General features: G+C 65.5%; 27 protein-coding genes. 23 read left to right on the top strand and 4 right to left on the bottom strand.

What is annotated here, in order from left to right; translation table 11 throughout:
* Nucleotides 1–117 precede the first annotated feature (117 nt).
* Together G6N38_RS19600 and G6N38_RS19595 are read left to right on the top strand one after the other, a co-directional pair.
* Nucleotides 118–1512: an acyl-CoA dehydrogenase family protein gene (locus G6N38_RS19600; RefSeq protein ID WP_163749723.1), complete on the top strand. Its 1395-nt coding sequence runs from the start codon at nt 118–120 to the stop codon at nt 1510–1512.
* A 31-nt stretch (nt 1513–1543) separates the two neighbouring features.
* A complete protein-coding gene (locus tag G6N38_RS19595) occupies nt 1544–2758 on the top strand; it encodes an acyl-CoA dehydrogenase family protein (RefSeq protein ID WP_163749722.1) in 1215 nt (404 codons plus the stop codon).
* On the opposite strand, the gene G6N38_RS19590 is transcribed toward G6N38_RS19595, so the two are convergent.
* On the bottom strand, nt 2759–3610 hold the full coding sequence (locus tag G6N38_RS19590) for an oxidoreductase (protein ID WP_163749721.1): 852 nt from the start codon (nt 3608–3610) through the stop codon (nt 2759–2761). It abuts the gene before it with no gap.
* Nucleotides 3611–3867: 257 nt separating this feature from the next.
* Here G6N38_RS19590 and G6N38_RS19585 point away from each other — a divergent pair, with 257 nt between their 5' ends.
* The gene (locus G6N38_RS19585) at nt 3868–4167 is read left to right on the top strand and encodes a MarR family winged helix-turn-helix transcriptional regulator (protein WP_246227321.1); all 300 of its coding nucleotides are present in this window, start codon (nt 3868–3870) and stop codon (nt 4165–4167) included.
* Nucleotides 4168–4212: 45 nt separating this feature from the next.
* Here the strand turns inward: G6N38_RS19585 and G6N38_RS19580 are convergent, their stop codons facing one another.
* Entirely contained in the window at nt 4213–4878 is a 666-nt protein-coding gene (locus G6N38_RS19580) for an FMN-binding negative transcriptional regulator (protein ID WP_163749720.1), read from the bottom strand.
* Nucleotides 4879–4979: 101 nt separating this feature from the next.
* Between G6N38_RS19580 and G6N38_RS19575 the strand changes: the two genes are divergently transcribed.
* Nucleotides 4980–5978 carry an oxidoreductase gene (locus G6N38_RS19575; RefSeq protein WP_163749719.1) on the top strand — a complete coding sequence of 333 codons (999 nt, stop codon included), beginning with the start codon at nt 4980–4982 and terminating at the stop codon, nt 5976–5978.
* Nucleotides 5979–6044: 66 nt separating this feature from the next.
* On the opposite strand, the gene G6N38_RS19570 is transcribed toward G6N38_RS19575, so the two are convergent.
* Nucleotides 6045–7028 (bottom strand): esterase family protein, encoded by a 984-nt coding sequence (locus G6N38_RS19570; protein WP_163749718.1) that lies wholly within the window; start codon nt 7026–7028, stop codon nt 6045–6047.
* Nucleotides 7029–7218: 190 nt separating this feature from the next.
* Between G6N38_RS19570 and G6N38_RS19565 the strand changes: the two genes are divergently transcribed.
* Genes G6N38_RS19565 through G6N38_RS19545 form a run of 5 tightly spaced genes read left to right on the top strand, consistent with a single transcriptional unit; the run spans nt 7219 to nt 12086 of the window.
* Nucleotides 7219–8370: a homogentisate 1,2-dioxygenase gene (locus G6N38_RS19565; RefSeq protein ID WP_163749717.1), complete on the top strand. Its 1152-nt coding sequence runs from the start codon at nt 7219–7221 to the stop codon at nt 8368–8370.
* Nucleotides 8370–9554: an alpha/beta hydrolase family protein gene (locus G6N38_RS19560; protein ID WP_163749716.1), complete on the top strand. Its 1185-nt coding sequence runs from the start codon at nt 8370–8372 to the stop codon at nt 9552–9554. Before G6N38_RS19565 ends, G6N38_RS19560 begins: the two co-directional genes overlap by 1 nt.
* Nucleotides 9555–10799, top strand: a complete 1245-nt coding sequence (locus G6N38_RS19555) for a CaiB/BaiF CoA transferase family protein (RefSeq protein WP_163749715.1) — start codon at nt 9555–9557, stop codon at nt 10797–10799.
* Nucleotides 10796–11701 carry a hydroxymethylglutaryl-CoA lyase gene (locus G6N38_RS19550; protein ID WP_163749714.1) on the top strand — a complete coding sequence of 302 codons (906 nt, stop codon included), beginning with the start codon at nt 10796–10798 and terminating at the stop codon, nt 11699–11701. The genes G6N38_RS19555 and G6N38_RS19550 overlap by 4 nt, the downstream gene beginning before the upstream one ends.
* A gap of 19 nt (nt 11702–11720) precedes the next feature.
* The gene (locus G6N38_RS19545; protein ID WP_163749713.1) at nt 11721–12086 is read left to right on the top strand and encodes an Hsp15 family ribosome-associated heat shock protein; all 366 of its coding nucleotides are present in this window, start codon (nt 11721–11723) and stop codon (nt 12084–12086) included.
* A 13-nt stretch (nt 12087–12099) separates the two neighbouring features.
* Here G6N38_RS19545 and G6N38_RS19540 read toward each other — a convergent pair whose 3' ends face one another.
* A complete protein-coding gene (locus G6N38_RS19540) occupies nt 12100–12981 on the bottom strand; it encodes a cyclopropane mycolic acid synthase family methyltransferase (protein ID WP_163749712.1) in 882 nt (293 codons plus the stop codon).
* 236 nt (nt 12982–13217) lie between these two features.
* On the opposite strand from G6N38_RS19540, the gene G6N38_RS19535 reads away from it, so the two are divergent.
* The 14 genes from G6N38_RS19535 to G6N38_RS19475 all read left to right on the top strand — a co-directional run bounded on the left by G6N38_RS19535 (nt 13218) and on the right by G6N38_RS19475 (nt 25413).
* On the top strand, nt 13218–13877 hold the full coding sequence (locus G6N38_RS19535) for a TetR/AcrR family transcriptional regulator (protein WP_163749711.1): 660 nt from the start codon (nt 13218–13220) through the stop codon (nt 13875–13877).
* A gap of 17 nt (nt 13878–13894) precedes the next feature.
* On the top strand, nt 13895–15148 hold the full coding sequence (locus tag G6N38_RS19530; protein ID WP_163749710.1) for an acyl-CoA dehydrogenase family protein: 1254 nt from the start codon (nt 13895–13897) through the stop codon (nt 15146–15148).
* A 1-nt stretch (nt 15149) separates the two neighbouring features.
* Nucleotides 15150–16121: a phosphotransferase family protein gene (locus tag G6N38_RS19525; RefSeq protein WP_170314136.1), complete on the top strand. Its 972-nt coding sequence runs from the start codon at nt 15150–15152 to the stop codon at nt 16119–16121.
* A complete protein-coding gene (locus tag G6N38_RS30260) occupies nt 16118–16471 on the top strand; it encodes a DUF6285 domain-containing protein (protein ID WP_170314135.1) in 354 nt (117 codons plus the stop codon). The genes G6N38_RS19525 and G6N38_RS30260 overlap by 4 nt, the downstream gene beginning before the upstream one ends.
* Nucleotides 16471–16851, top strand: coding sequence for a nuclear transport factor 2 family protein (locus tag G6N38_RS19520; protein ID WP_163749709.1), 381 nt, complete (start codon nt 16471–16473; stop codon nt 16849–16851). Before G6N38_RS30260 ends, G6N38_RS19520 begins: the two co-directional genes overlap by 1 nt.
* 24 nt (nt 16852–16875) lie before the next feature.
* Complete coding sequence (locus G6N38_RS19515) at nt 16876–17406, top strand: YceI family protein (RefSeq protein ID WP_163749708.1); 531 nt, start codon at nt 16876–16878, stop codon at nt 17404–17406.
* Nucleotides 17407–17460: 54 nt separating this feature from the next.
* Nucleotides 17461–17865: an Rv3143 family two-component system response regulator gene (locus G6N38_RS19510; protein ID WP_163749707.1), complete on the top strand. Its 405-nt coding sequence runs from the start codon at nt 17461–17463 to the stop codon at nt 17863–17865.
* Between the two features lie 162 nt (nt 17866–18027).
* Nucleotides 18028–18387, top strand: coding sequence for an NADH-quinone oxidoreductase subunit A (locus G6N38_RS19505; protein WP_163749706.1), 360 nt, complete (start codon nt 18028–18030; stop codon nt 18385–18387).
* Nucleotides 18378–18932 carry a NuoB/complex I 20 kDa subunit family protein gene (locus G6N38_RS19500; RefSeq protein ID WP_163749705.1) on the top strand — a complete coding sequence of 185 codons (555 nt, stop codon included), beginning with the start codon at nt 18378–18380 and terminating at the stop codon, nt 18930–18932. The genes G6N38_RS19505 and G6N38_RS19500 overlap by 10 nt, the downstream gene beginning before the upstream one ends.
* A gap of 122 nt (nt 18933–19054) precedes the next feature.
* Complete coding sequence (locus G6N38_RS19495; protein ID WP_246228050.1) at nt 19055–19681, top strand: NADH-quinone oxidoreductase subunit C; 627 nt, start codon at nt 19055–19057, stop codon at nt 19679–19681.
* Complete coding sequence (gene nuoD, locus G6N38_RS19490) at nt 19681–20979, top strand: NADH dehydrogenase (quinone) subunit D (RefSeq protein ID WP_163749704.1); 1299 nt, start codon at nt 19681–19683, stop codon at nt 20977–20979. The genes G6N38_RS19495 and nuoD overlap by 1 nt, the downstream gene beginning before the upstream one ends.
* Nucleotides 20976–21710: an NADH-quinone oxidoreductase subunit NuoE gene (gene nuoE / locus G6N38_RS19485; protein ID WP_163749703.1), complete on the top strand. Its 735-nt coding sequence runs from the start codon at nt 20976–20978 to the stop codon at nt 21708–21710. The genes nuoD and nuoE overlap by 4 nt, the downstream gene beginning before the upstream one ends.
* Entirely contained in the window at nt 21707–23032 is a 1326-nt protein-coding gene (nuoF, locus tag G6N38_RS19480; protein ID WP_163749702.1) for an NADH-quinone oxidoreductase subunit NuoF, read from the top strand. Before nuoE ends, nuoF begins: the two co-directional genes overlap by 4 nt.
* The gene (locus G6N38_RS19475) at nt 23032–25413 is read left to right on the top strand and encodes an NADH-quinone oxidoreductase subunit G (protein WP_163749701.1); all 2382 of its coding nucleotides are present in this window, start codon (nt 23032–23034) and stop codon (nt 25411–25413) included. Before nuoF ends, G6N38_RS19475 begins: the two co-directional genes overlap by 1 nt.
* Nucleotides 25414–25425 lie beyond the last annotated feature (12 nt).

Here is a 25425-nt window from a genome sequence, read left to right as displayed (position 1 = left end):
ACCTAACCGACAAGACCCAACATGGACAACGGGTCCGAGATCTACCTTACTTTGGAGTAAGATAGGCTCAGCGGCATCTGACCAGCACCGCCCACCGTCGACGAGGCTGATGAAAAAATGACAAACACCCTCCCGTCCCCATCAACGAGCGCCCGGGCCCGCGATAGCGCGGTCGGGCAGTTCAAACACAAGCGGTCCATGACCGATGTCGGGCTGGCGCTCATCACGCCCCTGGTCGGCCAGGACTTCCTGGACCGCTACCACCTGCGCGATCCGCTCAACCGCGGCGTGAAATACGGCGTCAAACAGGCATTCTCGACCGCCGGTGCAGCCACTCGGCAGTTCAAGAAAATCCAAGGCATCGGCAAGCCGCCCACCCGCCTACGCCCCAGTGGGGCCGACTATTTCGACCTCACCCCTGATGACGATCAGAAGATGATCGTCGCGACCGTCGATGAATTCGCCGAGGAGATTCTGCGTCCGGCCGCTCACGACGCCGACGCCGCAGCGACCTATCCCCCCGACCTGATCGCCAAGGCCGCTGAGCTGGGGATCACCGCGATCAACGTCCCCGAGGACTTCGACGGTATCGCCGAGCACCGCAGCACGATCACCAACGCACTGGTGGCCGAGGCGCTGGCCTACGGCGATATGGGACTGGCCCTGCCGATCCTGGCGCCCGGTGGTGTCGCATCGGCACTGACCCACTGGGGCAGCGCCGACCAGCAGGCCACCTATCTCAATGACTTCGCCGGCGACAACGTCCCGCAAGCATGTGTTGCCATCGCCGAGCCACACGCCCTGTTCGATCCGACCGCGTTGAAGACCACCGCGGTGCGCACCCCCAGTGGCTATCGCCTCGACGGGGTCAAATCACTGGTCCCGGCCGCCGCCGACGCCGAATTGTTCATTGTCGCAGCACAACTCAACGGCAAGCCGGCACTGTTCATCGTCGAGGCCGCCACACCGGGGCTGTCGGTGAAGGCCGATCCCAGCATGGGCATCCGCGCCGCCGCGCTCGGCCGGGTGCAGCTGGACAAGGTCTCGGTACCGCTGTCGGCACGCCTGGGTGAGGAAGATGGCACCGACGCCGACTACGCCCGGATCTATTCAGAGGCAATCGCGTTGTCGCGCTTGGGCTGGGCCGCGCTCGCCGTCGGCACCTCGCACGCAGTGCTCGACTACGTGATTCCCTACGTGAAGGAACGCGAGGCCTTCGGTGAGCCTGTCGCTCGCAGGCAGGCAGTCGCCTTCATGTGCGCCAATATCGCCATTGAACTCGATGGCCTGAGGCTGATCACCTGGCGCGGCGCCGCCCGCGCAGAACGCGGACTGCCGTTCGCACGCGAGGCCGCACTCGCCAAGAAGCTGGGCACCGACAAGGGGATGCAGATTGGCCTTGACGGTGTGCAGTTACTCGGCGGCCACGGCTACACCAAGGAGCACCCGGTCGAGCGCTGGTACCGCGACCTGCGGGCCCTCGGCGTCGCCGAGGGTGTCGTCGTCCTGTAAATCTCACGCTCAACGAACGGAAAAGACCGTCATGGCAATCAATCTCGAAATGCCGCGCAAGCTCGAAGCCGTGATAGAGAAGGCGCACCAGGCTGCCGCCGAGATGCTGCGGCCGATCTCACGCAAGTACGACGTCGCCGAGCATGCCTATCCCGTCGAGCTGGACACGCTGGCCACCCTGTTCGAGGGGATGTCGGAGGCCAACACGATTTCATTCGCCGGCACGGAAGCCTTCCGCGACAGCGACGATGGACCGAAGGGGAATGTCAACGGCGGCAACATGTCCGCGTTGCTCAACGCACTAGAGATCTCCTGGGGAGATATCGCACTGCTGCTGTCGGTCCCCCGCCAAGGCCTAGGCAATGCCGCCATCTCAGGGGTGGCGACCGACGAGCAGCTGGAGAGCCTGGGCAAAAATGTCTGGGCCGCAATGGCGATCACCGAGCCGTCGTTCGGTTCGGACTCGGCGGCGGTGTCCACTACTGCGGTCCTCGATGGCGACGAATACGTGATAAACGGTGAGAAGATCTTCGTCACCGCCGGATCCCGGGCCAGCCATATCGTGGTGTGGGCGACGCTGGACAAGTCCAAGGGCCGCGCGGCCATCAAGTCGTTCATCGTCCCGCGCGAGCACCCGGGGGTCACCGTCGAGCGCCTCGAGCACAAGCTCGGCATCAAAGCCTCCGACACCGCGGTGATCCGTTTCGACAACGCCCGCATCCCGAAAACGAATCTGCTCGGCGACCCAGAGATCCACGTCGAGAAGGGTTTTGCCGGGGTCATGGAGACCTTCGACAGCACCCGGCCGATCGTGGCGGCGATGGCCGTCGGAGTGGCGCGGGCCGCACTCGAGGAACTCCGCGCGATACTCACCGAAGCTGGTGTGGAGATCTCCTACGATAAGCCCGCCCACGCGCAGAGCGCCGCCGCCGCGGAATTCCTTCGCATGGAGGCCGATTGGGAGGCCGGCTACCTCTTGACCGTGCGGTCAGCGTGGCAAGCCGACAACGCGATCCCGAACTCCAAAGAAGCGTCGATGGGTAAGGCAAAGGCCGCCAGGGTGGCCAGCGACATCACCCTCAAGACCGTCGAATTGGCCGGAACGGCAGGCTATTCCGAGCAGACCCTGCTGGAGAAATGGGCTCGCGACTCAAAGATCCTCGACATCTTCGAAGGCACCCAGCAGATCCAGCAGCTGGTGGTGGCCCGCCGGCTGCTCGGGCTGTCGTCGACCGAGCTGAAGTAATCAGGCGACGGCGGTCAGCTCGCGCTGAGTTTCCTCGTCGAGTTCGATGTCGGCGACCGCAAGGTTCTCCTCCAGGTGCCCCAGCGACGACGTGCCCGGGATGAGAAGCACGTTGTCGGCGACACCGAGCGTCCACGCCAGCGCGATCTGCGCCGGGGTGTACCCCAGCCGCTTGGCGGCGCCTTCGATGAGGTGATGCGTCAACACCGGGTTCACCTCATGGAACGCCGAGCCGAGCGGGAAGAACGGCACAAACGCGATATCACGGGCGATGCACTCATCGAGCACGGGCTGCGATGTGCGGTCCACGAGGTTGAACGGGTTCTGCACGCACACGACGTCGGTGAGCTCCAGGGCATGCAGCAGTTGCTCGTGGCTGACGTTGCTCAGCCCGATCCCGGCGATCAGCCCCTCGTCGCGGGCGGTGATCATGGCGCCGAGCTGGTCGGTGAACAACGCATCGGGTTCGGACTCCATCACCCGTAGGTTGACCGCGGCCAGCCGGTCGACGCCGAGGGTGCGCAGGTTCTCCTCGATGCCCGCACGCAACCGGTGGGGATCGTTGTCGGGCAGCCAGCCTCCCTGGTCGTCGCGGCGGGCGCCGACCTTGCTCACCAGCGCCAGGGTGTCGGCATAGGGATGCAACGCCTCCCGGATCAGCTCATTGGCCACGTCCGGGCCGTAGAACTGTGAGGTGTCGATGTGGTCGACGCCGGCATCGACGGCCCGGCGCAGCACGGCCAGTGCCTGCTCGCGGTCGCGCGGCGGTCCGAATACACCCGGCCCGGGAAGCTGCATGGCGCCGAATCCGACGCGATGGACGTTGTAGCCGGCCAGCGGAAAGCGTTGCATGCCAGTCACTCCATTCTCACGAAATAGGTTGAGATCGAATTGTTCGATATCAAACTATATTGCTGGCGCGATAGGCTCCTGTCAACCCTGGGAGGTGACGCCAGATTTCAAGCTCAGCCCGCGACTCCGATTCCCGTCAGCAGGCCGTCGAACTTGCCGACGCGTTCGGCCGCGCCGGTAAGACACTCGTCCGCGCCCTCGACGAGCGACTCGGCGACCAGGGAGTATCGACCCCCCGCTCGAAGGTCCTTTTCGAGGTGAATCGCTGCGGTCCGGTGCGCCTCACCGATCTGGCTCGCGCGGTCGGCATCACCCAAGGCACCGCATCGACGCTGATCGACGCGCTTGTCCGCGAGGGTCTCGTCGAGCGCTTCGCCGACGACTCGGATCGCCGGGTCACCCGGTTGCAGACCACCACCGCGGGGCGGCGCCAGGCCGAAACCTGGGCGACCGCCTACACCGCCGCCGCGCACGAACTGTTTTCCATCCTGTCCGCCGCAGAGCAACTGGTCCTCACCGACCTGCTGCACCGCCTTGCCGACTCTGTCGACGACTGAGGCTCAGCCGGCCGCGCGGACACGCGGCGGAAGCCAGCACAATGGTCAGGACTGGTCGCGACGGGTGCGCCAGTCGCCGATCATCGACAGCCGCCGCCGCTGCTGGGCGGCGGCCCCGGCGTCGAGCCCGCGGTCGCGCTCCTCAAGACTGCCGATGACCCGCTGCCGATGCTCGATGGGATTGGCGTCGTCGTATTTGAACTTGGCCTCCACCCGCACCACGGCAAGCCGCACGCCGCGGATGCCCGGCAACATCCGGCCGTAGGGGTCTTCCCCGACGGCGACTTCGGCATGACGGCCCTCGGGCTGGAAGTCGTCGAGCTGGCTCGTCAGGATCTCGACCTTGCCCTGCGGATCGTCGACAATGGTTGGACGGCAAACGAATTGAACGGAAGCGTAGTAACTGGTGGGCACCCCGTCTTCGTCAGGACCGCCGGCCCTGGCCCGCCAGTACGTCGGGATGTAGGCGTAGTCACCGATCACCGCCAGCCGCACCTCGACGGCGGCCTCCAGGTGCGGCCAGACCGGATTGGGCCGTGCCAGATGGATCAACAGTTCGTCGGCGGCCAGGGTGAAGTGGGTAGGCAGCAGCAGCGGGGCTCCAGTGCCGTCCACATTGTTGACCGCGAGCACGCCGAACCGGTCGGTCGTCGCCAACCAGTCCCGCCATTCGGTGGCATCACGTGCGGCGTCCCAGGGATGGATGAGCATGCTGGGCAATGCTTCCCGCGCTGAGCGCCGCACGCAATGGGTTTACCGGTCTTACCCAAGAGATCGCCGCTGTGGCGTCGACGGGGGCTACCGTCTTGGCTATGGATTCCTTCACAGCACTGCTGGCACGTCAGGACGGCGATCAGATCACCGCTGCGATCGAGACTCTCGACGCGGCCGAGCTGCCACCCGGCGACGTAACCATCCGGGTCGCCTATTCCAGCGTCAACTACAAGGACGCGCTGGCGTTGACCCCGCGGGGCGGGGTGGTCCGGCAGTATCCGATCGTGCCCGGCATCGACCTCACCGGTGAAGTCGTGGAATCCCGATCCCCCGAATTCGCGGTCGGCGACCAGGTTTTGGCGCACGGCTACGACATCGGCACCGGACACCACGGCGGCTACGCCGAGTACGCCCGGCTGCCCGCCGACCAAGTTGTCGCGCTCGGCGCGCTGACGCCACGGGAAGGCGCGGCGATCGGCACAGCCGGCTTCACCGCCGCGATGAGCGTCGAAGCGCTCATCGCTCACGGCGTCACGCCGCAGGATGGTCCGATCGTGGTGACCGGCGCGACCGGCGGCGTCGGATCCGTCAGCGTCGACATCCTCGCCGCTGCCGGCTACGACGTGGTGGCATCTACCGGCAAGGCAGAGGCCACCAAGCACCTCAAGGCGCTGGGCGCCACCGACGTTATCGGCCGGCTGCCCGAGGACCCCGACGCCAAGCCGCGCCCACTGGGCAAGACCCGCTGGGCCGGCGCTGTCGACTGTGTCGGCGGAGCCACCCTGGCCGATGTGATCAGCACACTGAAATACGGCGGCGCCGTCGCAGCCAGCGGTCTGACGGGTGGCCCGGGCCTCAGCACCACCGTGATGCCGTTCATCCTGCGCGGTGTCTCGCTGCTAGGCATCGACTCGGTGCAACTGCCCATCGGCCCGCGCCGGGCGCTGTGGGAACGACTGGGCGGTGACCTGAAACCCCGCCACCTCGACGACGTCACCCACGAGATCGACGTCAAGGATGTCGTCGCGGTCATCGACCACGTGCGCGCGGGAAAGTACTCCGGCCGCGCGGTGGTGCGGGTCGCCGGCGGGTTCTAGCCCATCAACAACGAAAAAAGCGGGCCGCCGGCACTGAGACCGGCGACCCGCTTTTCGTTGAACTGTTTAGGCAGCGCCCAGGTGCTTCTGCAGGTCGGGCTTCATCGCCTGAAGCTCGCGACCCCAGTAGGCCCAGTTGTGGGTGCCGTTGTCGGGGAAGTTGAACACACCGTTCTTACCGCCCGCGGCGAGATAGTTGTCGCGGAAGGTGATGTTGGTGCGAATAGTCAGGCCCTCGAGGAAGGTGGCCGGCAGGTCGCCGCCACCCAGCTCATCGGGCTGGCCGTTACCGCAGTAGATCCAGATGCGGGTGCCATTGGCGACGATGGTCGGAATCTGGACCATCGGGTCGTTGCGCTTCCAACCGCTGTTGGGATCCTGCGTCGGGCCCCACATGTCATTGGCCTTGAAGCCGCCGGCATCACCCATCGAGATGTTGATCAGGAACGGCCACGAACCCTCGGAGGGGTTCAGGAAGCCGGACATCGAACCCGCGTAGATGAACTGCTGGGGGTGGTAGACCGACAGGATCAGCGATGCCGAACCAGCCATCGACAGACCGATCACGGCGCTACCGGTGGGCTTGACGTCCCGATTGGCGGCCAGCCACTGCGGCAGCTCGGAGGTCAGGAAGGTCTCCCACTTATAGGTCTGGCAACCGGTCTTGCCGCAAGCCGGCGAGTACCAGTCGGCGTAGAAGCTGGACTGGCCACCGACCGGCATGACGACCGACAGACCGGACTGGTAGTACCACTCGAACGCCTGGGTGTTGATGTCCCAGCCGTTGAAGTCGTCCTGGGCCCGCAGGCCGTCGAGCAGGTAGACCGCAGGAGAGTTAGGGCCACCGCTCTGGAACTGGATCTTGATGTCATGCCCCATCGAGGGCGACGGAACCATCAGGTATTCCACTGGTAAGCCGGGGCGCGAGAATGCGCCCGCAGTTGCGGATCCCCCGACGAGGCCGATCAGGCCCGGAAGGGCCGCCGTCACGATTGCGGCAACCGCGAATCGGCGCGGCCACCCGCGCACCTTGTCAAACAAGGACTTCACAAACCCACCCAGCTTTCTATGACCCCGGCACTCGGATTTCAAGGTTGAGTAAAACACGTCGTCTTGAACCTGTGAAAGTCCGCCACGTTACACATACGTGTTTCCGGCCTTGTCAGAGGGCCAAACCAAAACTAATGTCACTTTTAGTTTTCTGCATGCCCGCACCGCCACGCCGATCTCGGGAGATTCCATGGAATCCTTCACTCACCTGCGCAAAGGCACGACTCCACGGCGGCTGCACGCCGACCTGGACGGCCTCAAAGACGACGAGTTGGGCCGGGGTGGATTCGCCGGCCGGACGGCCAATATCTACCGCCGCAACGATCCCACCACATTTCGGGCCAGCGGCCCGTTGCGGCCGCTCGACGTGCTCTCCAACGAGCTCAAACCGAGCGATATGACCGACCCGGCCGGTGCGCCGCTGGTGCTGTTCAGCAACCCTGACTGCCGCATCTCGTTGAGCCGGCGTGAGGCGGAGATGCCGTTCTACGTGCGCTACATCGACGGTGACCTGCTCTGCTTCGTCCATCAGGGCAGCGGAACTCTGGAAACCGAGTTCGGCCCGCTCTCCTACCGCGTCGGCGACTGGATCTACATACCCAAGGCATGCACGTGGCGGCAAAATCCATCCTCGGGGCAGGACCGTAGCGACTCGGGGACAGACCCAGCGGGAAGCACCTGGCTGATCATCGAGGCCACCGACGAGTTCCGGGTGCCGCCGGCCGGCCCACTCGGCCGGCACTGGCCCTTCGACCCGTCGCAGGCGGTCATCCCGGATCCGGTCGCCATCGACGACGGCGACGGCCCCCACCGCGACGGTGAATATGAGGTGCGCCTCTATCACCGGCCAATCGACGGCGTCGAGACCACGACCCTGATCTATCCGCACAATCCGATCGACGTCGAGGGCTGGCGCGGCGACAACTATGCATTCACCTTCAATATCGACGACTACAACGTCATCACCTCCGACAGCGTGCACCTGCCGCCGATGGTCCATCTGTTCATGGAGGCGACCGGGGTGTACGTCTGCAACTTCCTGCCCAAGCCGGCCGAATCGGTGCCCGGCACCGAACGCACGCCCTGGTATCACCGCAACGTGGACTTCGACGAGATCGCGTTCTTCCACGGCGGTTCCCTCTACGGCATCCCGATGCCACCCGGACTGATCAGCCACGCCCCGCAGGGCGTGCACCACGGTGCGCCGGAGAAGGCGCGCGAACGGGCCAGACGAAAATTCGACGACTTCGCCCATGTGGATTGGCAGGTCATCGCCATCGACACCCGCAAGCGGTTGGTTCCCTCACCGGAAGTTCTGGCCAACGATCTGGGGCAACACTAATGGCCACTCCGGTCAAACGGACCTACGAGCGCATCCCGTATCTGATTGCCTACCAGAACAATTCGGCCGTCCGCGATGTCTACGGTGGGGTGGCGGAGCTGGTCGTGCTGGAAAGTTACCTGCTGAAACCGACCACGCAAGCGGATACCGTGCTGGTGTTCATGCACCCGATCGGCGGTGGCGCCTACCTGCCGATGATCAACGCACTGGCGCGCGCGGGGCATCACGTCATCTATTGCAACAGCCGCTTCCGCGGCACGGACTCGGCACTGCTGATGGAGAAGGTCGTCGAGGATCTCGGCGAGTGCATCAAGGACGCCAAGAACCGGCTTGGCTATTCCAAGGTGGTCCTGGCCGGGTGGAGTGGCGGCGGCTCGCTGTCGGTGTTCTACCAGCAGCAGGCGCAGCACCCGACGATCACCGCAAGCCCGTCGGGCGACGGTCCGGATCTGACCACGCTCGGTCTGTTGCCCGCCGACGGCATCATGCTGCTGGCCGCACACATCAGCAGGCACGGCACCATGACCGAGTGGATGGACGCCTCGATCCTCGACGAAAGCGACCCGACCAAGCGGGATCCCGAACTCGACCTGTACAACCCGGATAACCCTAACCAGCCGCCCTACACCCCGGAATTCCTGGAGCGCTATCACGCGGCGCAGATTGCCCGGAACCGGCGGATCACCACGTGGGTCAAAGAAAAGCTCGCCGAGCTGAAGGCGTCAGGCAGGCCCGATGACGAGTTCGCCTTTGTCGTGCACGGCACCATGGCTGATCCGCGCTGGTTGGACCCGACTGTCGACCCCAACGAGCGCGCGCCTGGCACCTGCTACCTCGGCGATCCCCGAGTGGTCAACATGAGCCCGGTCGGGCTGGCACGTTTCTGCACACTGCGGAGCTGGCTGTCACAGTGGAGTTATGACGACGCCAACGGTGACGCCGTGAAGGCCGGCCCGGACATCGCGGTGCCCGCGCTGGTGATCGGCAATCTGGCCGATGACGCCTGCACGCCCAGCCACACTCGGCGGCTGTTCGGGGCGATCGGGCATCCTGACAAGGAGATGTACGAGATCCCCGGCGCCAACCACTACTACTCCGGGCCAGACCAGCGCGAGACGCTGCGCCAGGCGGTCGGGATCGTCACCGACTGGCTGATTCGGCACGACTTCGCAAAGGCGGACTAGATGGCTCCGGAGGGCAGTAGCGAAGCGACCCGAGAAACGACACGGCCGACCGGGCCTTTGGACGGCATTCGGGTGATCGAGGTCGGCACGCTGATCTCGGGACCGTTCGCGGGCCGGCTGCTGGGCGATATGGGCGCCGAGGTGATCAAGATCGAGCCGCCGGGCGCCCCCGACCCGTTGCGCACCTGGGGGCAGGCCGAGCTGGACGGCCACCACTTCTTCTGGACGGTGCACGCCCGCAACAAGAAGTCCGTCACCCTCAACCTGCGCGAAGCCCGGGGCCGCGATCTGTTCCTCGACCTGGTCGAGCGGTCCGACGTTATCGTCGAGAACTTCCGGCCCGGCACGCTGGAGAAGTGGGGCCTCGGTTACGACGTTCTGCGCGAACGCAATCGGGGCATCATCCTCGTCCGGGTGTCCGGCTATGGGCAGACCGGACCGGAGGCCAAAAAGGCCGGTTACGCTTCGGTCGCCGAGGCCGCCAGCGGGCTGCGTCATATGAACGGCTTCCCCGGCGGTCCCCCACCCCGGCTGGCCCTGTCGCTCGGTGACAGCCTGGCCGGCATGTTCGCCGCGCAGGGCGCGCTGGCCGCGCTGTACCGGCGCACCGTTACCGGTGAGGGTCAGATCGTCGATGCGGCACTGACCGAATCCTGCCTGGCGGTGCAGGAGTCGACGATCCCCGACTACGACATCGGCGGTGTGGTCCGCGGCCCGTCAGGCACCCGACTGGACGGTATCGCGCCGTCCAATATCTATCGCAGCGCCGACGGCAGCTGGGTCGTGATCGCCGCCAACCAGGACACCGTGTTCCGCCGGTTGTGCACGGCGATGAGTCAACCCGAACTCGCCGACGATGACCGGTTCGTCAATCACGTTGCCCGCGGCCGCAATCAGGACGAGCTCGACAAGATCATCGGCGACTGGGCGGCGGCCCGCGAGCCCGCCGACATCATCAGCACCCTGAGTGAGGCCGGCGTCATCAGCGGTCCGATCAACACCGTGGCCGAAGTCGTCACCGACCCACAGCTGGTATCACGGGGCATGATCGCCGATCACTGGGACGAGCGCATCGACCGCAACGTCAAGGGTCCGGGTGTGGTCCCGGTACTGTCCGAGTCGCCGGGCACCATCCGATCGGCGGGATCATCACGCCCCGGTCAGCACAACGCCGAGGTCTACGGCGACCTGCTGAGCCTGCCGGCCGAGAAGATCGCCGACCTCGAGTCCAAGGGGGTGCTGTGAGCGGGCCAGTGGAACACGTCACGATCCGGGAGGTCGCCCTGCGCGACGGTTTACAGATCGAAGAGCCAATTCCGTTGTCGGCCAAGCTGGAACTGCTGGACGCCATCGCCGCCACGGGGGTGCGCGAAGTGGAGGCGACGGCATTCGTCTCCCCGTCGAAGGTTCCCGCCCTGGCTGACGCGCCGGAGTTGGCGGCCCGCTTGGCCGACTACCCCGACATCGAATTCTCTGCACTGGTAGCCAGCCCCAACGGAGCCAAGCGCGCGATCGCGGCCGGTCTGCACTCGCTCGAATACGTGGTATCAGCCGCTGACGCGCACAGCCGCGCCAACGTCGGGCGCAGCAGCGCCGAAGCCACCGCGCAGATCGCGGACATCGTGGCGATCGCCCACGACTCCGACGTCAGTGTCGAGGTGATCATCGCCACCGCCTGGGACTGCCCGTTCGACGGCCCGACTCCTGTCCAGCGGGTGCTCGACATCGTCGACGCCGCATGCGAATCCGGCGTCGACCGGCTGGCTATCGCCGACACCATCGGCACCACCACCCCCGGGCGCGTCACCTCGCTGATGAACCAGGTGAAACCCCGCATCGGCGACCTACCGCTGGGTGCGCACTTCCACAACACCCGCGGCTCCGGACTGGCTAGCGCATACGCCGCAGTCGCGACAGGGGTCACGCGGCTCGACTCGTCGGTCGGCGGCCTGGGCGGTTGTCCATTCGCACCCGGCGCCAGCGGCAACATCGCCACCGAGGACCTCGTGTACCTGTTGCGCGACAGTGGGATTGACGTCGATATCGACCTGGAGGCCGCTATCCGTGCCGCGGCCGTCGCGCGATCGTTGATCGGTCACGATCTACCCAGCGCGCTGCTGCGTGCTGGCGACCGGATCCTGAACTGATCTGGATCGGCTGGACTTCATGGACTCGACCCGCGTGGATCGGTGGTTATGGGCGGTCCGGCTGACGAAGACCCGGCCGGACGCAGCCGCGGCATGCCGGGGTGGGCACGTACGAGTCAACGATCGAGTGGCCAAGCCCGCCACGGTGGTGTCGCCCGGTGATGAGGTGCGCGCCCGGGTGGGCGACACAACGCGGATTGTCGAGGTAGTCCGGGTCATCCAGAAGCGGGTCGGAGCGGTCGATGCCGCCACCTGTTACCTGGACCGAACACCCGCTCCGCCACCGGCATCAGCGGTGCCGCTGGCAGCCCGCGATCGCGGGGCGGGCCGTCCGACCAAACGCGAGCGCCGAGCCCTGGACAAGTGGCGCGCGAGCCAGTGCTGAGCCGGCCGGCGCGCTACTTCGTCAGAGTGAACTGGCAGACGTCGGTGTAGCTGTCACGGAACAGGTTCGCGCACCCCGTCAGATACTTCATGTAGCGGTCGTAGACCTCTTCGGACTGGATCGCAATGGCCTCGTCCCGGCGCGATTCCAGCGCCGCCGCCCAGAAGTCGAGGGTCTTGGCGTAGTGCTGCTGCAGCGGTTGCACGAGATCGGTTGTGAAGCCAGCTTTTCCGGAAAGCTCCACAACCAGGTCCGCGGTCGGCAGATGGCCCCCGGGAAATATCTCCACCGAAAGGAACTTGAAGAATCTCAACAGGCTCATCGTGATGGGCAGCCCACGGGCCTCCATGTCGGCCCGCCGGATCTGCACGATGGTGTGCAGCATCATCACGCCGTCTGCGGGTAACACATCATAAGCAAAATCGAAGAAAGCGTCGTAGCGATCTGCCCCGAAGTGTTCGAAGGCCCCGATGGACACGATCCGGTCCACCGGTTCGGTGAACTGCTCCCAACCCTGTAACAAGACCCGGCGGGCCCGGCTGGTATCCATCTCGGCGAAGGCTCGTTCCACATGTGCCTGCTGGTTACGGCTCAGCGTCAGCCCGACGACGTTGACGTCGTATTTCTCGATCGCCCGGCGCATCGTGGCACCCCAACCGCAGCCGACGTCCAGCAGGGTCATTCCGGGTTCCAGGCCAAGTTTGCTCAGCGACAAGTCGATCTTCGCGAGTTGCGCTTCCTGGAGCGTCATATCGTCGTGCTCGAAGAATGCGCAACTGTACGTCCGTGTCGGGTCGAGGAAGAGCTGAAAGAAGTCGTCGGAGAGGTCGTAATGGGACTGAACGTCCTCGAAGTGCGGCTTTAGGGCTGATGTAGTGCTCGCTGCTGGTAACAAGGGAAGGGCCTTCGATGTTGGCTGTATGTTTGCGCAGCTCCAGTCTGTTCAAGAGCCTCCCCGACCCGACAAGCCTACTCAACGGTGTTAAGAACCGTTGCCAGGAACCTCGAACCGCATCCACCAGCGTTGCGTCAGATCGAGCAGCATGACCCGACCGTGATGGTCTTGCCAACCATCAGAACAAAAAGTAACGTCAGGTTTAGTTTTCTCGCCGGCAAACACGGGAGCCAACCATGGAACCGTCCAGCCGTTCGCACAAAGCGGACGGGGCCAGCGACGGCCCGCGCGCACTGACCTCCAAAGGTCGTCAAACCCGGCAGGCGATCGAAGATGCGGCCCGGAAACTGTTCGCCGAGCGAGGCTTTCACGGAACCACGCTGGTGGACATCACCTCGGCGGCCGGTAGGTCACCGGCCGTCTTCTATCGCTACTACACCGACAAAGAGGATCTGCTGGCCGCGCTGGCCGACTCCTTCCTGCACGAGGTCGTGCTGCCGTCGGGCCTGCGCCTGCATCTGGCTGAATCCCCAGACGACACCCGGTTTTTCGTCACCGTCGTCACCGCCTATTGGGACATGTTCAAGCAGAGCATCGGGGTCATGGTTGCGGTGGATCAACTCGCCGCCACCGAGCCCCGATTTGCCGGCCTGCAGAATCAGTTCCGCCAGTTCGGTATCGACATCGTCTCCGCATCGGTGATACGCGCCCAGGAACAGGGCTACGCGGTCGGCCTGCAGCCTGAACACACCGCGCTGGCGATCGCGCTGCTATTCGAGCAGTTCACCACCGTGTGCCTGCGTCCCGACAGCGCCGGCCTCGGCCTGCGACTGTCGGACAGCGAAGCCATCACGACCCTGTCCACCATCTGGAAGAAAACGCTCTACGGTTTCTAACACGCAAGGAGATCAACGTGGATTTCACTCTGCCCGAACACCTTCCGGCACTGCTAGCGGAAATGGACGCGTTCATCGAGGCCGAGATCAAACCGCTCGAGCGTGAGCACATGCAATATTTCGACCAGCGTCGCGAGTTCGCCCGCACGGACGTCGAGAACGGTGGTATCCCGCGCCGGGAATGGGAGGACCTGCTCGACGAGATGCGCCGCCGCGCTGATGCGGCGGGCTGGCTGCGTTACGGGCTGCCATCGAAGTTCGGCGGCCGTGATGGCAGCAATCTGGACATGGCTGTGATCCGGGAGCACTTGGCACACAAGGGGCTTGGACTGCACAACGACCTTCAGGACGAATCGTCGATCGTCGGTAACTTCCCGCAGGTCATCATGATGGACCGGTTCGGCACCGACGCACAGAAGAGCGAGTGGATCGAGGCGATGCTGACCGGCAAGCGGTCGATGGCGTTCGGCCTCACCGAACCCGACCACGGCTCGGACGCCACCTGGCTGGAAACCACAGCAGTGCGCGACGGTGCGGGAAGGGGGGACTGGCTGATCAACGGATCCAAACGCTGGAACACCGGCGTCCACCGAGCCACCCACGATCTGGTGTTCGCCCGCACCTCCGGTGAGCCCGGCCAGGCCCGCGGCATCACCGCCTTCCTGGTCCCCTGCGATACCAAGGGCTTCGAGGTGCCGTTCTACTGGTGGACGTTCAATATGCCCACCGACCACGCTGAGGTCGAACTGCGCGACGTGCGAGTGCCCGCCGACGCGGTGCTCGGCGAGCTCGATCACGGGCTGCAAGTCGCGCAGACGTTCCTGCACGAGAACCGGATTCGACAAGCGGCCAGCAGCCTTGGCGCCGCCCAGTACTGTATCGACCGCGCGGTGGATTACGCGGGCAGGCGGGTGACGTTCGGTAAGCCACTTTCGGTCAACCAGGCGGTGCAGTGGCCATTGGTCGAACTGCAGACCGAGGCGCAAATGGTTCGGCTGCTGGTCCGTTACGCGGCCTGGGAACTCGATCGCAACCATCACCTCGAGGTGTCCGACAAGGTGTCGATGGCCAACTACCGTGCCAATCGGCTGGTGTGCGAGGCGGCCGACCGGGCCATGCAGGTGCACGGCGGCATCGGCTACAGCCGTCATGAGCCTTTCGAGCACATCTATCGCCACCACCGCCGCTACCGGATCACCGAGGGAGCCGAGGAGATTCAGATGCGCCGGGTGGCCCAACGGATGTTCAAGTTCGGCAAGCCGGCCCACTGACGTGGCCACCCAGACGCTATCCGCCGATCTGGCCGGGCTGCTGCGCCCCCTCCTCGGTTCGGCCACCGAAATCGACAACCTGCGCGCGCTGACCGGTGGCGCCAGCCGCACCACGTGGGCCTTCGACGCAGTGACCGGATCGCAGCGGCGCGCGCTGATCCTGCGCACCGGGCCGCCCGACGATGTGCACGCCGGCATGGAGTTGGAGGCGGCCGTCCAGAAGGCCGCCGCCGCGGCCGGCGCTGCGGTGCCCGATGTGCTGATCGCCTCTGATTCCGTTGAGATACTGGGCAATCCGTTCCTGATCTGCAACGAGATCACCGGTGAGACCATCGTCCGGCGCATTCAACGCCAACTCGATGACAATGGTCGGGCCAAGCTGCTGCGCCAGTGTGCCCAGGCGCTGGCCGCGATCCATCGCGGCGCAGCCGACGCTCCCGGTCTCGCCCAGCAGGACGACCTGGCGCAGTGGCGGCAACGCCTCGACGAAATGGGCGACACCACAGCGACATTCGAGTGGGCATTCCGGTGGCTCACGGAGCATCGGCCGCCGCCGTCACCCCTGCGGCTGGTACATGGGGACTTCCGGATGGGCAACCTGATCGTGGACGGCTCGGACCTGGCGGCCGTGCTGGACTGGGAGCTGGTCCATATCGGCGAAATCTATGAAGACCTCGCCTGGTTCTGCATCCGGGCCTGGCGTTTCGGTGCCCCGGCCAGTATGGCCGCCGGCGGTCTGGGCAGCATCGACGACTTCGTCGCGGCCTACGAGGACGCCGGTGGCGCCAGCGTCGACCGCGCGGCGCTGCGCTGGTGGCTGGTGGTCGCCACCCTGCGCTGGGGGGTGATCTGCCGGTTCCAGGCCGAACGTCACCTGAGCGGCCAAACCCGCTCGGTCGAGCTCGCGGCGATCGGGCGGCGGGTCTGCGAGACCGAATGGGATCTCCTCGACCTGCTGGAGGGGGCATCATGACCGGGCTGAACGGACGGCCCACGGCCGCCGAACTGGTCGCCGCCGTCGCCGAATTCCTCGAGGGCGATGTCAGGGCCAACACCACTGGGTCGGTCAATTTCCATGCCCTCGTCGCCGCCAACGTGCTGCGCACCGTCGAACGGGAGCTGCTCGACGAGACCTCCGCCGAACCGCTGGCCGCACTGGGGCAACTCGGCTTCCCCGACGAAGACGCCCTGGCCGCCGCGATCCGCGCCGGCGACCTCGACGACCACGCGGGCGACATCACGGCCAGCCTGCGAGCCTTGGTCCGTCACCGGTTGGCCATCGCCCATCCCGGATACGACCGACCCGACGAAGGGACGCGCTGATGATCGCCCACGACCAGATCGTCGACGCTGCCGATCGGCTGTTCGCCGCCATCGCAGCAGGCGACGTCGAGGCGGTGACAGCACTGTGGTCCGACGACATCACGGTGTGGCACCAGGGCGACGAGCGTGACAATGACAAGGCGCGCGCAGGCAAGGTGATCCGGTGGTACGTCGGTGCCACCACCGATCGCCGCTACGAAGTGCTCGACCGGCAGGTGTTCGAGGGCGGCTTCGTACAGCAGCACATCCTGCATTGCACCACCGCCGGTGGTGAACAGCTGGCCCTGCGGGTATGCCTGGTGGTGAAGATTGGAGACGACGGCCTCATGAGGCGGATCGACGAATACCTCGATCCCGCCGACTTGGCGCCGCTGCTCTAAGGGTTCTTGGGAAAAGGAGATCGGATGACGGCGGTTCAGGCATTACTGGCAGACCCCACCGCAGCCGGGCAATGGCAATTGGTGCCCGCCCAGTCCTCGGTGCGGTTCAAGAACAAGACATTCTGGGGCCTGGCAACCGTCACCGGCGAGTTCACCGATGTACGCGGTGCCGGCCAGATCACTGCGAACGGAGGGGTCTCCGGCGAGCTCGTCATCGGGGCGGCGTCACTGAAGACCGGAATCAAGAAACGCGACGATCACCTGCGCTCGGCCGACTTCTTCGACGTCGAGCAGAATCCGGTGATCCGCGTCGAGGTGACGGGGCTGGACGCCACCGGCACGAACACCGCCACGGCGCGCGCCACCCTGACCGTGCGGGGCACGACCGAGCCACTGTCCGTGCCGGTCACCGTCGACCAGCTGGGCGACGGCACAGTGCACCTGCGGACGCAGACGACGATCGACCGCACGAAACTCGGCGTAAGCGGCAATATGGCCGGGATGATGCCGGCAACCACCACGCTGCTTGCCGACGTCGTCTTTGCCAAGGCCTGATAGAACCTGCCGAACGCCCTAGGCGGCAGGCGTTTTCGCAGTAGCATCGGCGGCGTGTCTCGCTCCGGTGCACAGCCCCTGCACGTTCTGGTGTATAGCAGCAATGCCCGCACCCGGGAGCAGGTGCGCCTGGCACTGGGCAAGCGCGTCCATCCCGAACTGCCGGAGCTGACCTACACCGACGTCGCCACCGGCCCCATGGTGATTCAGCTGATGGACGCCGGCGGATTCGATCTGGTGATCCTCGACGGTGAGGCGGCCCCAGTCGGCGGGATGGGCATTGCCAAACAACTCAAAGACGAGATCGACGACTGCCCGCCGGTGCTGGTCCTGACCGGCCGGCCCGACGATGCGTGGCTGGCCAACTGGTCGCGCGCGGAGGCAGCGGTCCCGCAGCCGATCGACCCGATCCGGCTGGGCGACGCGGTCGTTGGTTTGCTACGCGCTCCAGCGCAGTGATTTAAAACGCCAAATAGGCTGTCGCCCTTGCCCTCTCGGGGGGAGATGGGGCCGCGTTCAGCTCTTCGAGCCATCCTAACGAAATCGCGACAGCAGGTCTCAAGATCGCTAGGCTGTGTCGTAGCTCACATCTCCAGCCCAAGCGAGGAGTGACACAGCCCTATGAGTCTCTACACACCCATCTTGGTGTTGGGGGTGATCGCGGCGGGGTTCGCGATCGTGTCGGTGGTGATCGCATTGGTGATCGGCCCCCGGCGATTCAACCGAGCCAAGTTGGAGGCCTACGAGTGCGGGATCGAACCGGTGGCCGGGGAGTCGGCCGGTCAGCGGTTCCCGATCAAGTACTACCTGACCGCGATGTTGTTCATCGTGTTCGACATCGAGATCGTGTTCCTCTATCCATGGGCGGTCTCGTTTGACGCGTTGGGGACATTCGCGCTGGTAGAGATGCTGATATTCATGGGCACGGTGTTCGTGGCGTACGGGTATGTGTGGCGCCGGGGTGGCCTGGAATGGGATTAGAGGAGCAGCTGCCGGGCGGCATCCTGTTGTCGACGGTGGAAAAGGTCGCCGGGTTTGTCCGCAAAGGGTCGCTGTGGCCGGCGACGTTCGGGTTGGCCTGCTGTGCCATCGAGATGATGGCCACCGCTTCGCCGCGGTTTGATATCGCCCGGTTTGGCATGGAACGGTTTTCGGCCACCCCGCGGCAGGCGGATCTGATGATCGTGGCCGGTCGCGTGAGCCAGAAGATGGCCCCGGTGCTGCGACAGGTCTATGACCAGATGGCCGAGCCGAAATGGGTGTTGGCCATGGGGGTGTGCGCCTCCAGCGGCGGGATGTTCAACAACTACGCCGTGGTCCAGGGCGTCGATCACGTGGTGCCGGTGGATATTTATCTCCCCGGGTGTCCGCCGCGTCCCGAAATGTTGCTGAACGCGATCCTGGCCTTGCACGCCAAGATCGCCGAGATGCCGCTGGGCGTGCACCGCGCGGAGGCCATCGCGGCGGCTGAAAAAGCAGCGCTGGCCGCCCCTACCACCCTGGAACTGAAGGGGCTGCTGCGGTGACCGGAGGGCAGGAGCGAAGCGACCCGGGAAATGGAACCGGAGGGCAGGAGCGAAGCGACCCGGGAAATGTAACCGGAGGGCAAGACCCGAACGGCGAGGAACGCATCGGTGTTCGCCACGGCATGTTCGGCATCAACGGCACAGGCGACACCTCCGGGTACGGCCGACTGGTCCGTGAAGTCGCATTACCCGGCAGCACTCCGCGCCCCTACGGCGGCTATTTTGACGAACTCGTCGACCGGCTGGCCGAAGTGTTGGGCCCGGATGCGTTCAGTGCCGCCGTCGAACGCGTCGTCGTTTTCCGAGGCCAACTGACCCTGGAGATCCGCCGTGACCATCTGCCGGCCGTCGCACAGGCCCTGCGTGATGACGAGCGTCTGCGATTCGAATTGTGTTGTGGTGTATCGGGTGTGCATTACCCGGACGACAGCGGCCGGGAACTGCATGCGTTCTACCCGTTGATGTCGATCACCCACAACCGGCGGGTGCAGGTCGAGGTGGCCTGTCCGGACGCCGATCCGCATATGCCGTCGCTGTTTTCGGTGTATCCGACTTCTGACTGGCATGAGCGGGAGACCTACGACTTCTTCGGCATCGTCTTCGACGGGCATCCCGGTTTGACCCGCATCGAGATGCCCGACGACTGGGTGGGCCACCCACAGCGCAAGGACTACCCGCTGGGTGGCGTCCCGGTCGAGTACCACGGCGCCCAGATCCCCCCGCCCGACGAGCGCAGGTCGTATCACTGATGAGTACCGAAGAGAACGTCATCGTCCTGGGCGGCCAGGACTGGGAGGAAATCGTCGCCGCGGCCCGCAAGGGCGAGGCCGGCGAACGGATCGTGGTGAACATGGGCCCACAGCACCCCTCGACGCACGGGGTGTTGCGGTTGATCCTGGAGATCGAGGGCGAGACGGTCACCGAAGCCCGGTGCGGCATCGGATTTTTGCACACCGGGATCGAGAAGAACCTGGAGTATCGAACCTGGACTCAGGGCGTCACATTTGTGACCCGGATGGACTATCTGTCACCGTTCTTCAACGAGACCGCCTACTGCCTTGGCGTGGAACAACTTCTGGACATCACCGACGACGTCCCGGCCAGGGCCAGCGTGGTTCGGGTGATGCTGATGGAACTCAACCGTATCTCCAGTCATTTGGTGGCGTTGGCCACCGGTGGAATGGAACTCGGGGCGATGACGCCGATGTTCTTCGGGTTCCGCGAACGGGAACTCATCTTGAGTGTGTTCGAGGCGATCACCGGCCTGCGGATGAACAACGCCTACATCCGTCCCGGCGGACTGGCCGCCGACCTCCCCGACGACGGCGAAGACCGAGTGCGGAACCTGCTCAAGACTCTGCCCGGACGATTGCGAGAACTCGAAGACCTGTTGACGCAGAACTACATCTGGAAAGCCCGCACCCAGGGAATCGGTTATCTGGATCTGACCGGCTGTATGGCGCTGGGTATCACCGGCCCGGTATTGCGCTCCACCGGCCTGCCGCATGACCTGCGCAAGACCCAACCCTATTGTGGCTATGAGACTTATGATTTCGACGTCGTCACCGACACCGGAGCGGATTGCTATGGCCGGTATCTGATCCGGGTCGGCGAAATGCACCAGTCGCTACGCATCGTCACCCAGTGTTTGGAGCGGCTGGAGCCGGGCCCGGTGATGATCAATGACAAGAAGCTGGCCTGGCCGGCCGACCTGCAACTTGGCCCCGACGGGCTCGGCAACTCCCCCGCGCATATCGCCAAGATCATGGGCACTTCGATGGAGGGCCTGATCCACCACTTCAAATTGGTCACCGAGGGCTTCCGGGTGCCTGCCGGCCAGGTGTACATCGCGGTGGAGTCCCCGCGTGGCGAGCTCGGGGTGCACATGGTCTCCGACGGCGGCACCCGCCCGTACCGGGTGCACTACCGAGACCCGAGCTTCACCAATCTGCAGGCGGTGGCCGCGATGTCCGAGGGCGGCATGGTCGCCGACGTCATCGCTGCCGTCGCGTCCATCGATCCGGTCATGGGAGGTGTCGACAGGTGAGCATCGATCTGGTGTTAGGCCCGCGGCCCGACGAACCCGGACCGCCCATCGGCGGTCCGACCAGCTATCCAGCTGAGGTGGAACAACGCCTGGTCGCTGATGCGGCGCTGATCATCGCTCGTTACCCGCAGGCCCGCTCCGCGCTGCTGCCCCTGCTGCATCTGGTTCAATCCGAGGACGGCTATGTCACGGGAGCCGGAATCGCCTTCTGCGCGCGGCAACTCGATCTGACCGATGCCGAGGTGGCTGCTGTGGCCACCTTCTACTCGATGTACCGCCGCACCCCAACCGGCGAGTACCTGGTCGGAGTGTGCACCAACACGCTGTGCGCCATCATGGGCGGTGACGCCATCCTGGACGTCCTGGAGACCGAACTCGGTGTCCATGCCGGGGACAGCACCAGCGACGGACGCATCACGCTTGAGCACATCGAGTGCAACGCCGCGTGTGATTACGCCCCCGTCATCATGGTCAATTGGGAGTTCTTCGACAACCAAACCCCTACCACTGCCCGCCAACTCGTCGATCAGATCCGCTCCGGTGGGGTCCCGCACGCCACCCGCGGCGCCCAAGTCTGCTCGTTCCGGGACACCGCGCGAACACTGGCCGGGCTATCCGCGGACAGCGCACCCGGCGGCGGCGCACCCGGCGGGGCGACGTTGGCCGGTCTGCGGGTGGCCCGCGAGCTCGGCATGTCAGCACCCCGGTTCGGAGAAAGCGAGGGGTCATGACGCCTGCGACCCCGCTGACACCGGTGCTGAGCCGGTTCTGGGACGAGCCCGAACCGTGGACGCTGGAAACCTATGTGCGCCATGATGGTTATCAGGCGTTGCGCACTGCGCTGAGCATGAAACCCGATGACGTCATCGCCACGGTCAAGGAGTCCGGGTTACGCGGGCGCGGCGGGGCGGGTTTTCCGACCGGCACCAAATGGTCGTTCATCCCGCAGGATGCGACCGGGGCCGGCGCCAAGCCGAAGTATCTGGTGGTCAACGCCGATGAGTCGGAACCCGGCACCTGCAAAGACATTCCGCTGATTCTGACCACACCCCATTTCCTGGTTGAGGGCGCCATCATCGCCGCATACGCCATCCGGGCCCGCCACGCCTTCATCTATGTGCGCGGTGAAGTGGTGCCGGTGCTCCGGCGACTGCAGGCCGCGGTGGCCGAAGCGTACGCGGCGGGCTATCTGGGCACCGATATCCAGGGCTCGGGTTTTGATCTGGACCTCATCGTGCACGCCGGCGCGGGTGCCTACATCTGTGGTGAGGAGACCGCGCTACTGGACTCGCTGGAAGGCCGCCGCGGCCAGCCCCGGCTGCGTCCGCCGTTTCCGGCCGTCGCCGGACTGTATGCCTGCCCAACTGTGGTGAACAACGTCGAGTCCATCGCCAGCGTGCCGCCAATCCTGCTGGGCGGCGTGGACTGGTTCAAGTCCATGGGTTCGGAGAAATCCCCTGGCTTCACGCTCTATTCGCTATCGGGGCATGTCACCAACCCCGGACAGTACGAGGCGCCGTTGGGCATCACCCTGCGCGAGTTGCTGGAGTACGCCGGCGGAGTCCGCGCCGGTCATGAACTGAAGTTCTGGACCCCTGGTGGCTCGTCGACCCCATTGTTGACGACCGAACACCTCGACGTGCCATTGGATTACGAAGGCATGGCCTCGGTCGGGTCGATGCTGGGCACCAAGGCCTTGCAGATCTTCGACGAAACCACCTGTGTGGTGCGTGCCGTACGGCGCTGGACCCAGTTCTATGCTCACGAATCGTGTGGCAAGTGCACACCGTGTCGCGAAGGGACGTACTGGCTCAGTCAGATCTACGAACGGCTCGAGACCGGCCGCGGCACCGAAGAGGACATCGGCAAACTGCTCGACATCTCCGACACCATCTTCGGAAAATCGTTCTGCGCGTTGGGTGATGGCGCCGCCTCGCCGATCATCTCGTCGATCAAGTATTTCCGCGCCGAATACGAGGCTCACCTGAGCGGCAGCTGTCCGTTCGACCCGTACGCCTCGATGCTGGCCGCACCGGAGGGCGTGGGAGCCTGATGACACAGACCTCAGATACAGACTCATCGGCAGCTCCCGCAGTGGAGATGGTCAATCTCGTCATCGATGATGTCGACGTCGCCGTGCCCAAGGGCACACTGGTGATTCGCGCCGCGGAATTGATGGGGGTGCAGATCCCGCGGTTCTGTGACCATCCGCTGCTGGATCCGGTCGGGGCGTGCCGGCAATGTCTGGTCGAGGTGGAAGGCCAGCGCAAGCCGATGGCCAGCTGCACCACGACGGTGACCGAAGGCATGGTGGTCCGCACCCAATACACCTCCGAGGCCGCCGACCAAGCCCAGCACGGCGTGATGGAACTGTTGCTGATCAACCATCCGCTGGATTGCCCGGTATGCGACAAGGGCGGTGAATGCCCGCTGCAGAACCAGGCGATGTCCAACGGCCGGGTCGAAACGCGCTTCACCGATATCAAACGCACCTTCCCCAAGCCGATCAACCTGTCCACTGAGGTCCTGCTGGACCGGGAGCGCTGCGTGTTGTGTGCCCGCTGCACAAGGTTTTCCGAGCAGATCGCCGGGGATCCGTTCATCTCGCTGCTGGAGCGTGGTGCACAGCAGCAGGTGGGCATCGCCCCGGGCCAGCCGTTCGACTCCTACTACAGCGGTAACACCGTGCAGATCTGTCCGGTCGGGGCACTGACCGGTGCCGCGTATCGCTTTCGGGCCCGCCCGTTCGACCTGGTGTCCAGTCCCAGTGTGTGCGAGCACTGCGCGTCGGGGTGCGCTCAGCGCACCGATCATCGCCGCGGCGTGGTGCTGCGCCGACTGGCCGGTGACGACCCCGACGTCAACGAGGAGTGGAACTGCGACAAGGGCCGCTGGGCGTTCACCTACACCCGCGTCGGCGATCGCCTCACCACCCCGCTGGTGCGCGACGAGAACGGCGCGTTGCGCTCGGCGTCCTGGTCGGAGGCCATCGCGGTGGCGGCCGCCGGGCTGACATCGGGGCGGACCGGTGTGCTGGTGGGCGGCCGGGTCGGGGTCGAGGACGCCTACGCCTACGCTAAGTTCGCCCGGATAGCGTTGGGCACCAACGATATCGACTTCCGTTCTCGGCCGCACTCGGTGGAGGAACAGGATTTTCTGGCCGCTGCGGTGGCGGGCCGCTGTGACGTGGGCTACGCCGATCTGCAGGCCGCCCCGGTGGTGGTGTTGGTCGGGTTCGAGCCCGAGGAGGAGTCGCCGATCATCTTCCTGCGGCTGCGCAAGGCGGTCCGCAAGCACGGCCTGCGCGTGGTGACGATCGCGCCGTTCGCCTCGCCGGGATCGGTCAAGCTGGCCGCCCGGGTGGTGCCGACCGAACCCGGGCAGGAGGCCGCTGCCCTCGACGGCCTGGCCACCGAACTGCCGTCCTCGGCCGTCATCCTGGCCGGGGAACGTCTGGCTACCAGCCGCGGCGCGCTGTCGGCGGTGGCCCGACTCGCCCACCAAACTGGTGCGCGGCTGGCCTGGATCCCCCGCCGGGCCGGTGACCGCGGTGCCGTGGATACCGGTTGCCTGCCCAACCTGTTGCCCGGTGCACGGCCTGTAGCTGATGCTGTTGCGCGCCAACAGCTCACAACCGCATGGCATGTCGACGATCTTCCCGCGGAGCCGGGCCGCGATACCACCGCAATCCTGTCCGCCGCGGCCGACGGGGAGCTCGACGCGCTGCTCATCGGCGGGCTGGACCCGACCGACCTGCCCGAGCCGCACGCCACATTGGCGGCCATCGAGTCGACCGGCTTCGTGGTGAGCCTCGAACTGCGTGAGTCCACGGTGACGGCTCTGGCTGACGTGGTGTTCCCGATCGCCCCCGTCGTCGAGAAGGCCGGGTCATTCCTGAACTGGGAAGGCCGGTTTCGTCCCTTCGAACCCGCACTGCCTGCCAACTCCTTCCCCGATCTGCGGGTGCTGCAGATCATGGCCGACGAACTCGGTGTGGACCTGGGGTTCCGCACCGCCGAGGACGCCCGCGCCGAGATCGCGACGCTGGGACGGTGGGACGGCGATCGCGCCGCTCCCCCATCCGTCGCGCCGAAGGAGCTGCCACCGTTGGAGCGCGGCGAGGCGGTCTTGGCGGGGTGGCGATTGTTGTTGGACTCCGGCCGGTTACAAGACGGTGAGCCGTACCTGGCTGGCACCGCGCGGCCAGCGGTGGTGCGGTTGTCTGCCGCTTCGGCAGCCGGGATCGGGGCGGCCGACGGGGATGTGGTCACCGTGTCGACCGGCCGCGGCGCGATCAGTCTGCCGCTGATTGTCACCGACATGATCGATGGCGTGGTGTGGCTGCCGCTGAACTCACCCGGTAGCGCGGTGCACGAGCAACTCGGAGTCACCACGGGTGCCGTGGTGTGCATCGAGCGGGAGGGGACCGCATGAGGCCGCCGGCGA

The organism is Mycolicibacterium helvum (genome assembly GCF_010731895.1).
In the GTDB taxonomy this organism is placed as follows: Bacteria; Actinomycetota; Actinomycetes; order Mycobacteriales; family Mycobacteriaceae; genus Mycobacterium; species Mycobacterium helvum.
Note: the sequence above shows the minus strand (reverse complement) of the source record. Positions and strands in the feature narration are given on the sequence as shown.

Coding starts and splice junctions, on each gene's coding strand:
- G6N38_RS19600 (WP_163749723.1), top strand. CDS start 118: ATGACAAACACCCTCCCGTCCCCATCAACGAGCGCCCGGGCCCGCGAT.
- G6N38_RS19595 (WP_163749722.1), top strand. CDS start 1,544: ATGGCAATCAATCTCGAAATGCCGCGCAAGCTCGAAGCCGTGATAGAG.
- G6N38_RS19590 (WP_163749721.1), bottom strand. CDS start 3,610: ATGCAACGCTTTCCGCTGGCCGGCTACAACGTCCATCGCGTCGGATTC.
- G6N38_RS19580 (WP_163749720.1), bottom strand. CDS start 4,878: ATGCTCATCCATCCCTGGGACGCCGCACGTGATGCCACCGAATGGCGG.
- G6N38_RS19575 (WP_163749719.1), top strand. CDS start 4,980: ATGGATTCCTTCACAGCACTGCTGGCACGTCAGGACGGCGATCAGATC.
- G6N38_RS19565 (WP_163749717.1), top strand. CDS start 7,219: ATGGAATCCTTCACTCACCTGCGCAAAGGCACGACTCCACGGCGGCTG.
- G6N38_RS19560 (WP_163749716.1), top strand. CDS start 8,370: ATGGCCACTCCGGTCAAACGGACCTACGAGCGCATCCCGTATCTGATT.
- G6N38_RS19555 (WP_163749715.1), top strand. CDS start 9,555: ATGGCTCCGGAGGGCAGTAGCGAAGCGACCCGAGAAACGACACGGCCG.
- G6N38_RS19545 (WP_163749713.1), top strand. CDS start 11,721: ATGGACTCGACCCGCGTGGATCGGTGGTTATGGGCGGTCCGGCTGACG.
- G6N38_RS19535 (WP_163749711.1), top strand. CDS start 13,218: ATGGAACCGTCCAGCCGTTCGCACAAAGCGGACGGGGCCAGCGACGGC.
- G6N38_RS30260 (WP_170314135.1), top strand. CDS start 16,118: ATGACCGGGCTGAACGGACGGCCCACGGCCGCCGAACTGGTCGCCGCC.
- G6N38_RS19520 (WP_163749709.1), top strand. CDS start 16,471: ATGATCGCCCACGACCAGATCGTCGACGCTGCCGATCGGCTGTTCGCC.
- G6N38_RS19515 (WP_163749708.1), top strand. CDS start 16,876: ATGACGGCGGTTCAGGCATTACTGGCAGACCCCACCGCAGCCGGGCAA.
- G6N38_RS19505 (WP_163749706.1), top strand. CDS start 18,028: ATGAGTCTCTACACACCCATCTTGGTGTTGGGGGTGATCGCGGCGGGG.
- G6N38_RS19500 (WP_163749705.1), top strand. CDS start 18,378: ATGGGATTAGAGGAGCAGCTGCCGGGCGGCATCCTGTTGTCGACGGTG.
- G6N38_RS19495 (WP_246228050.1), top strand. CDS start 19,055: ATGTTCGGCATCAACGGCACAGGCGACACCTCCGGGTACGGCCGACTG.
- nuoD (WP_163749704.1), top strand. CDS start 19,681: ATGAGTACCGAAGAGAACGTCATCGTCCTGGGCGGCCAGGACTGGGAG.
- nuoF (WP_163749702.1), top strand. CDS start 21,707: ATGACGCCTGCGACCCCGCTGACACCGGTGCTGAGCCGGTTCTGGGAC.
- G6N38_RS19475 (WP_163749701.1), top strand. CDS start 23,032: ATGACACAGACCTCAGATACAGACTCATCGGCAGCTCCCGCAGTGGAG.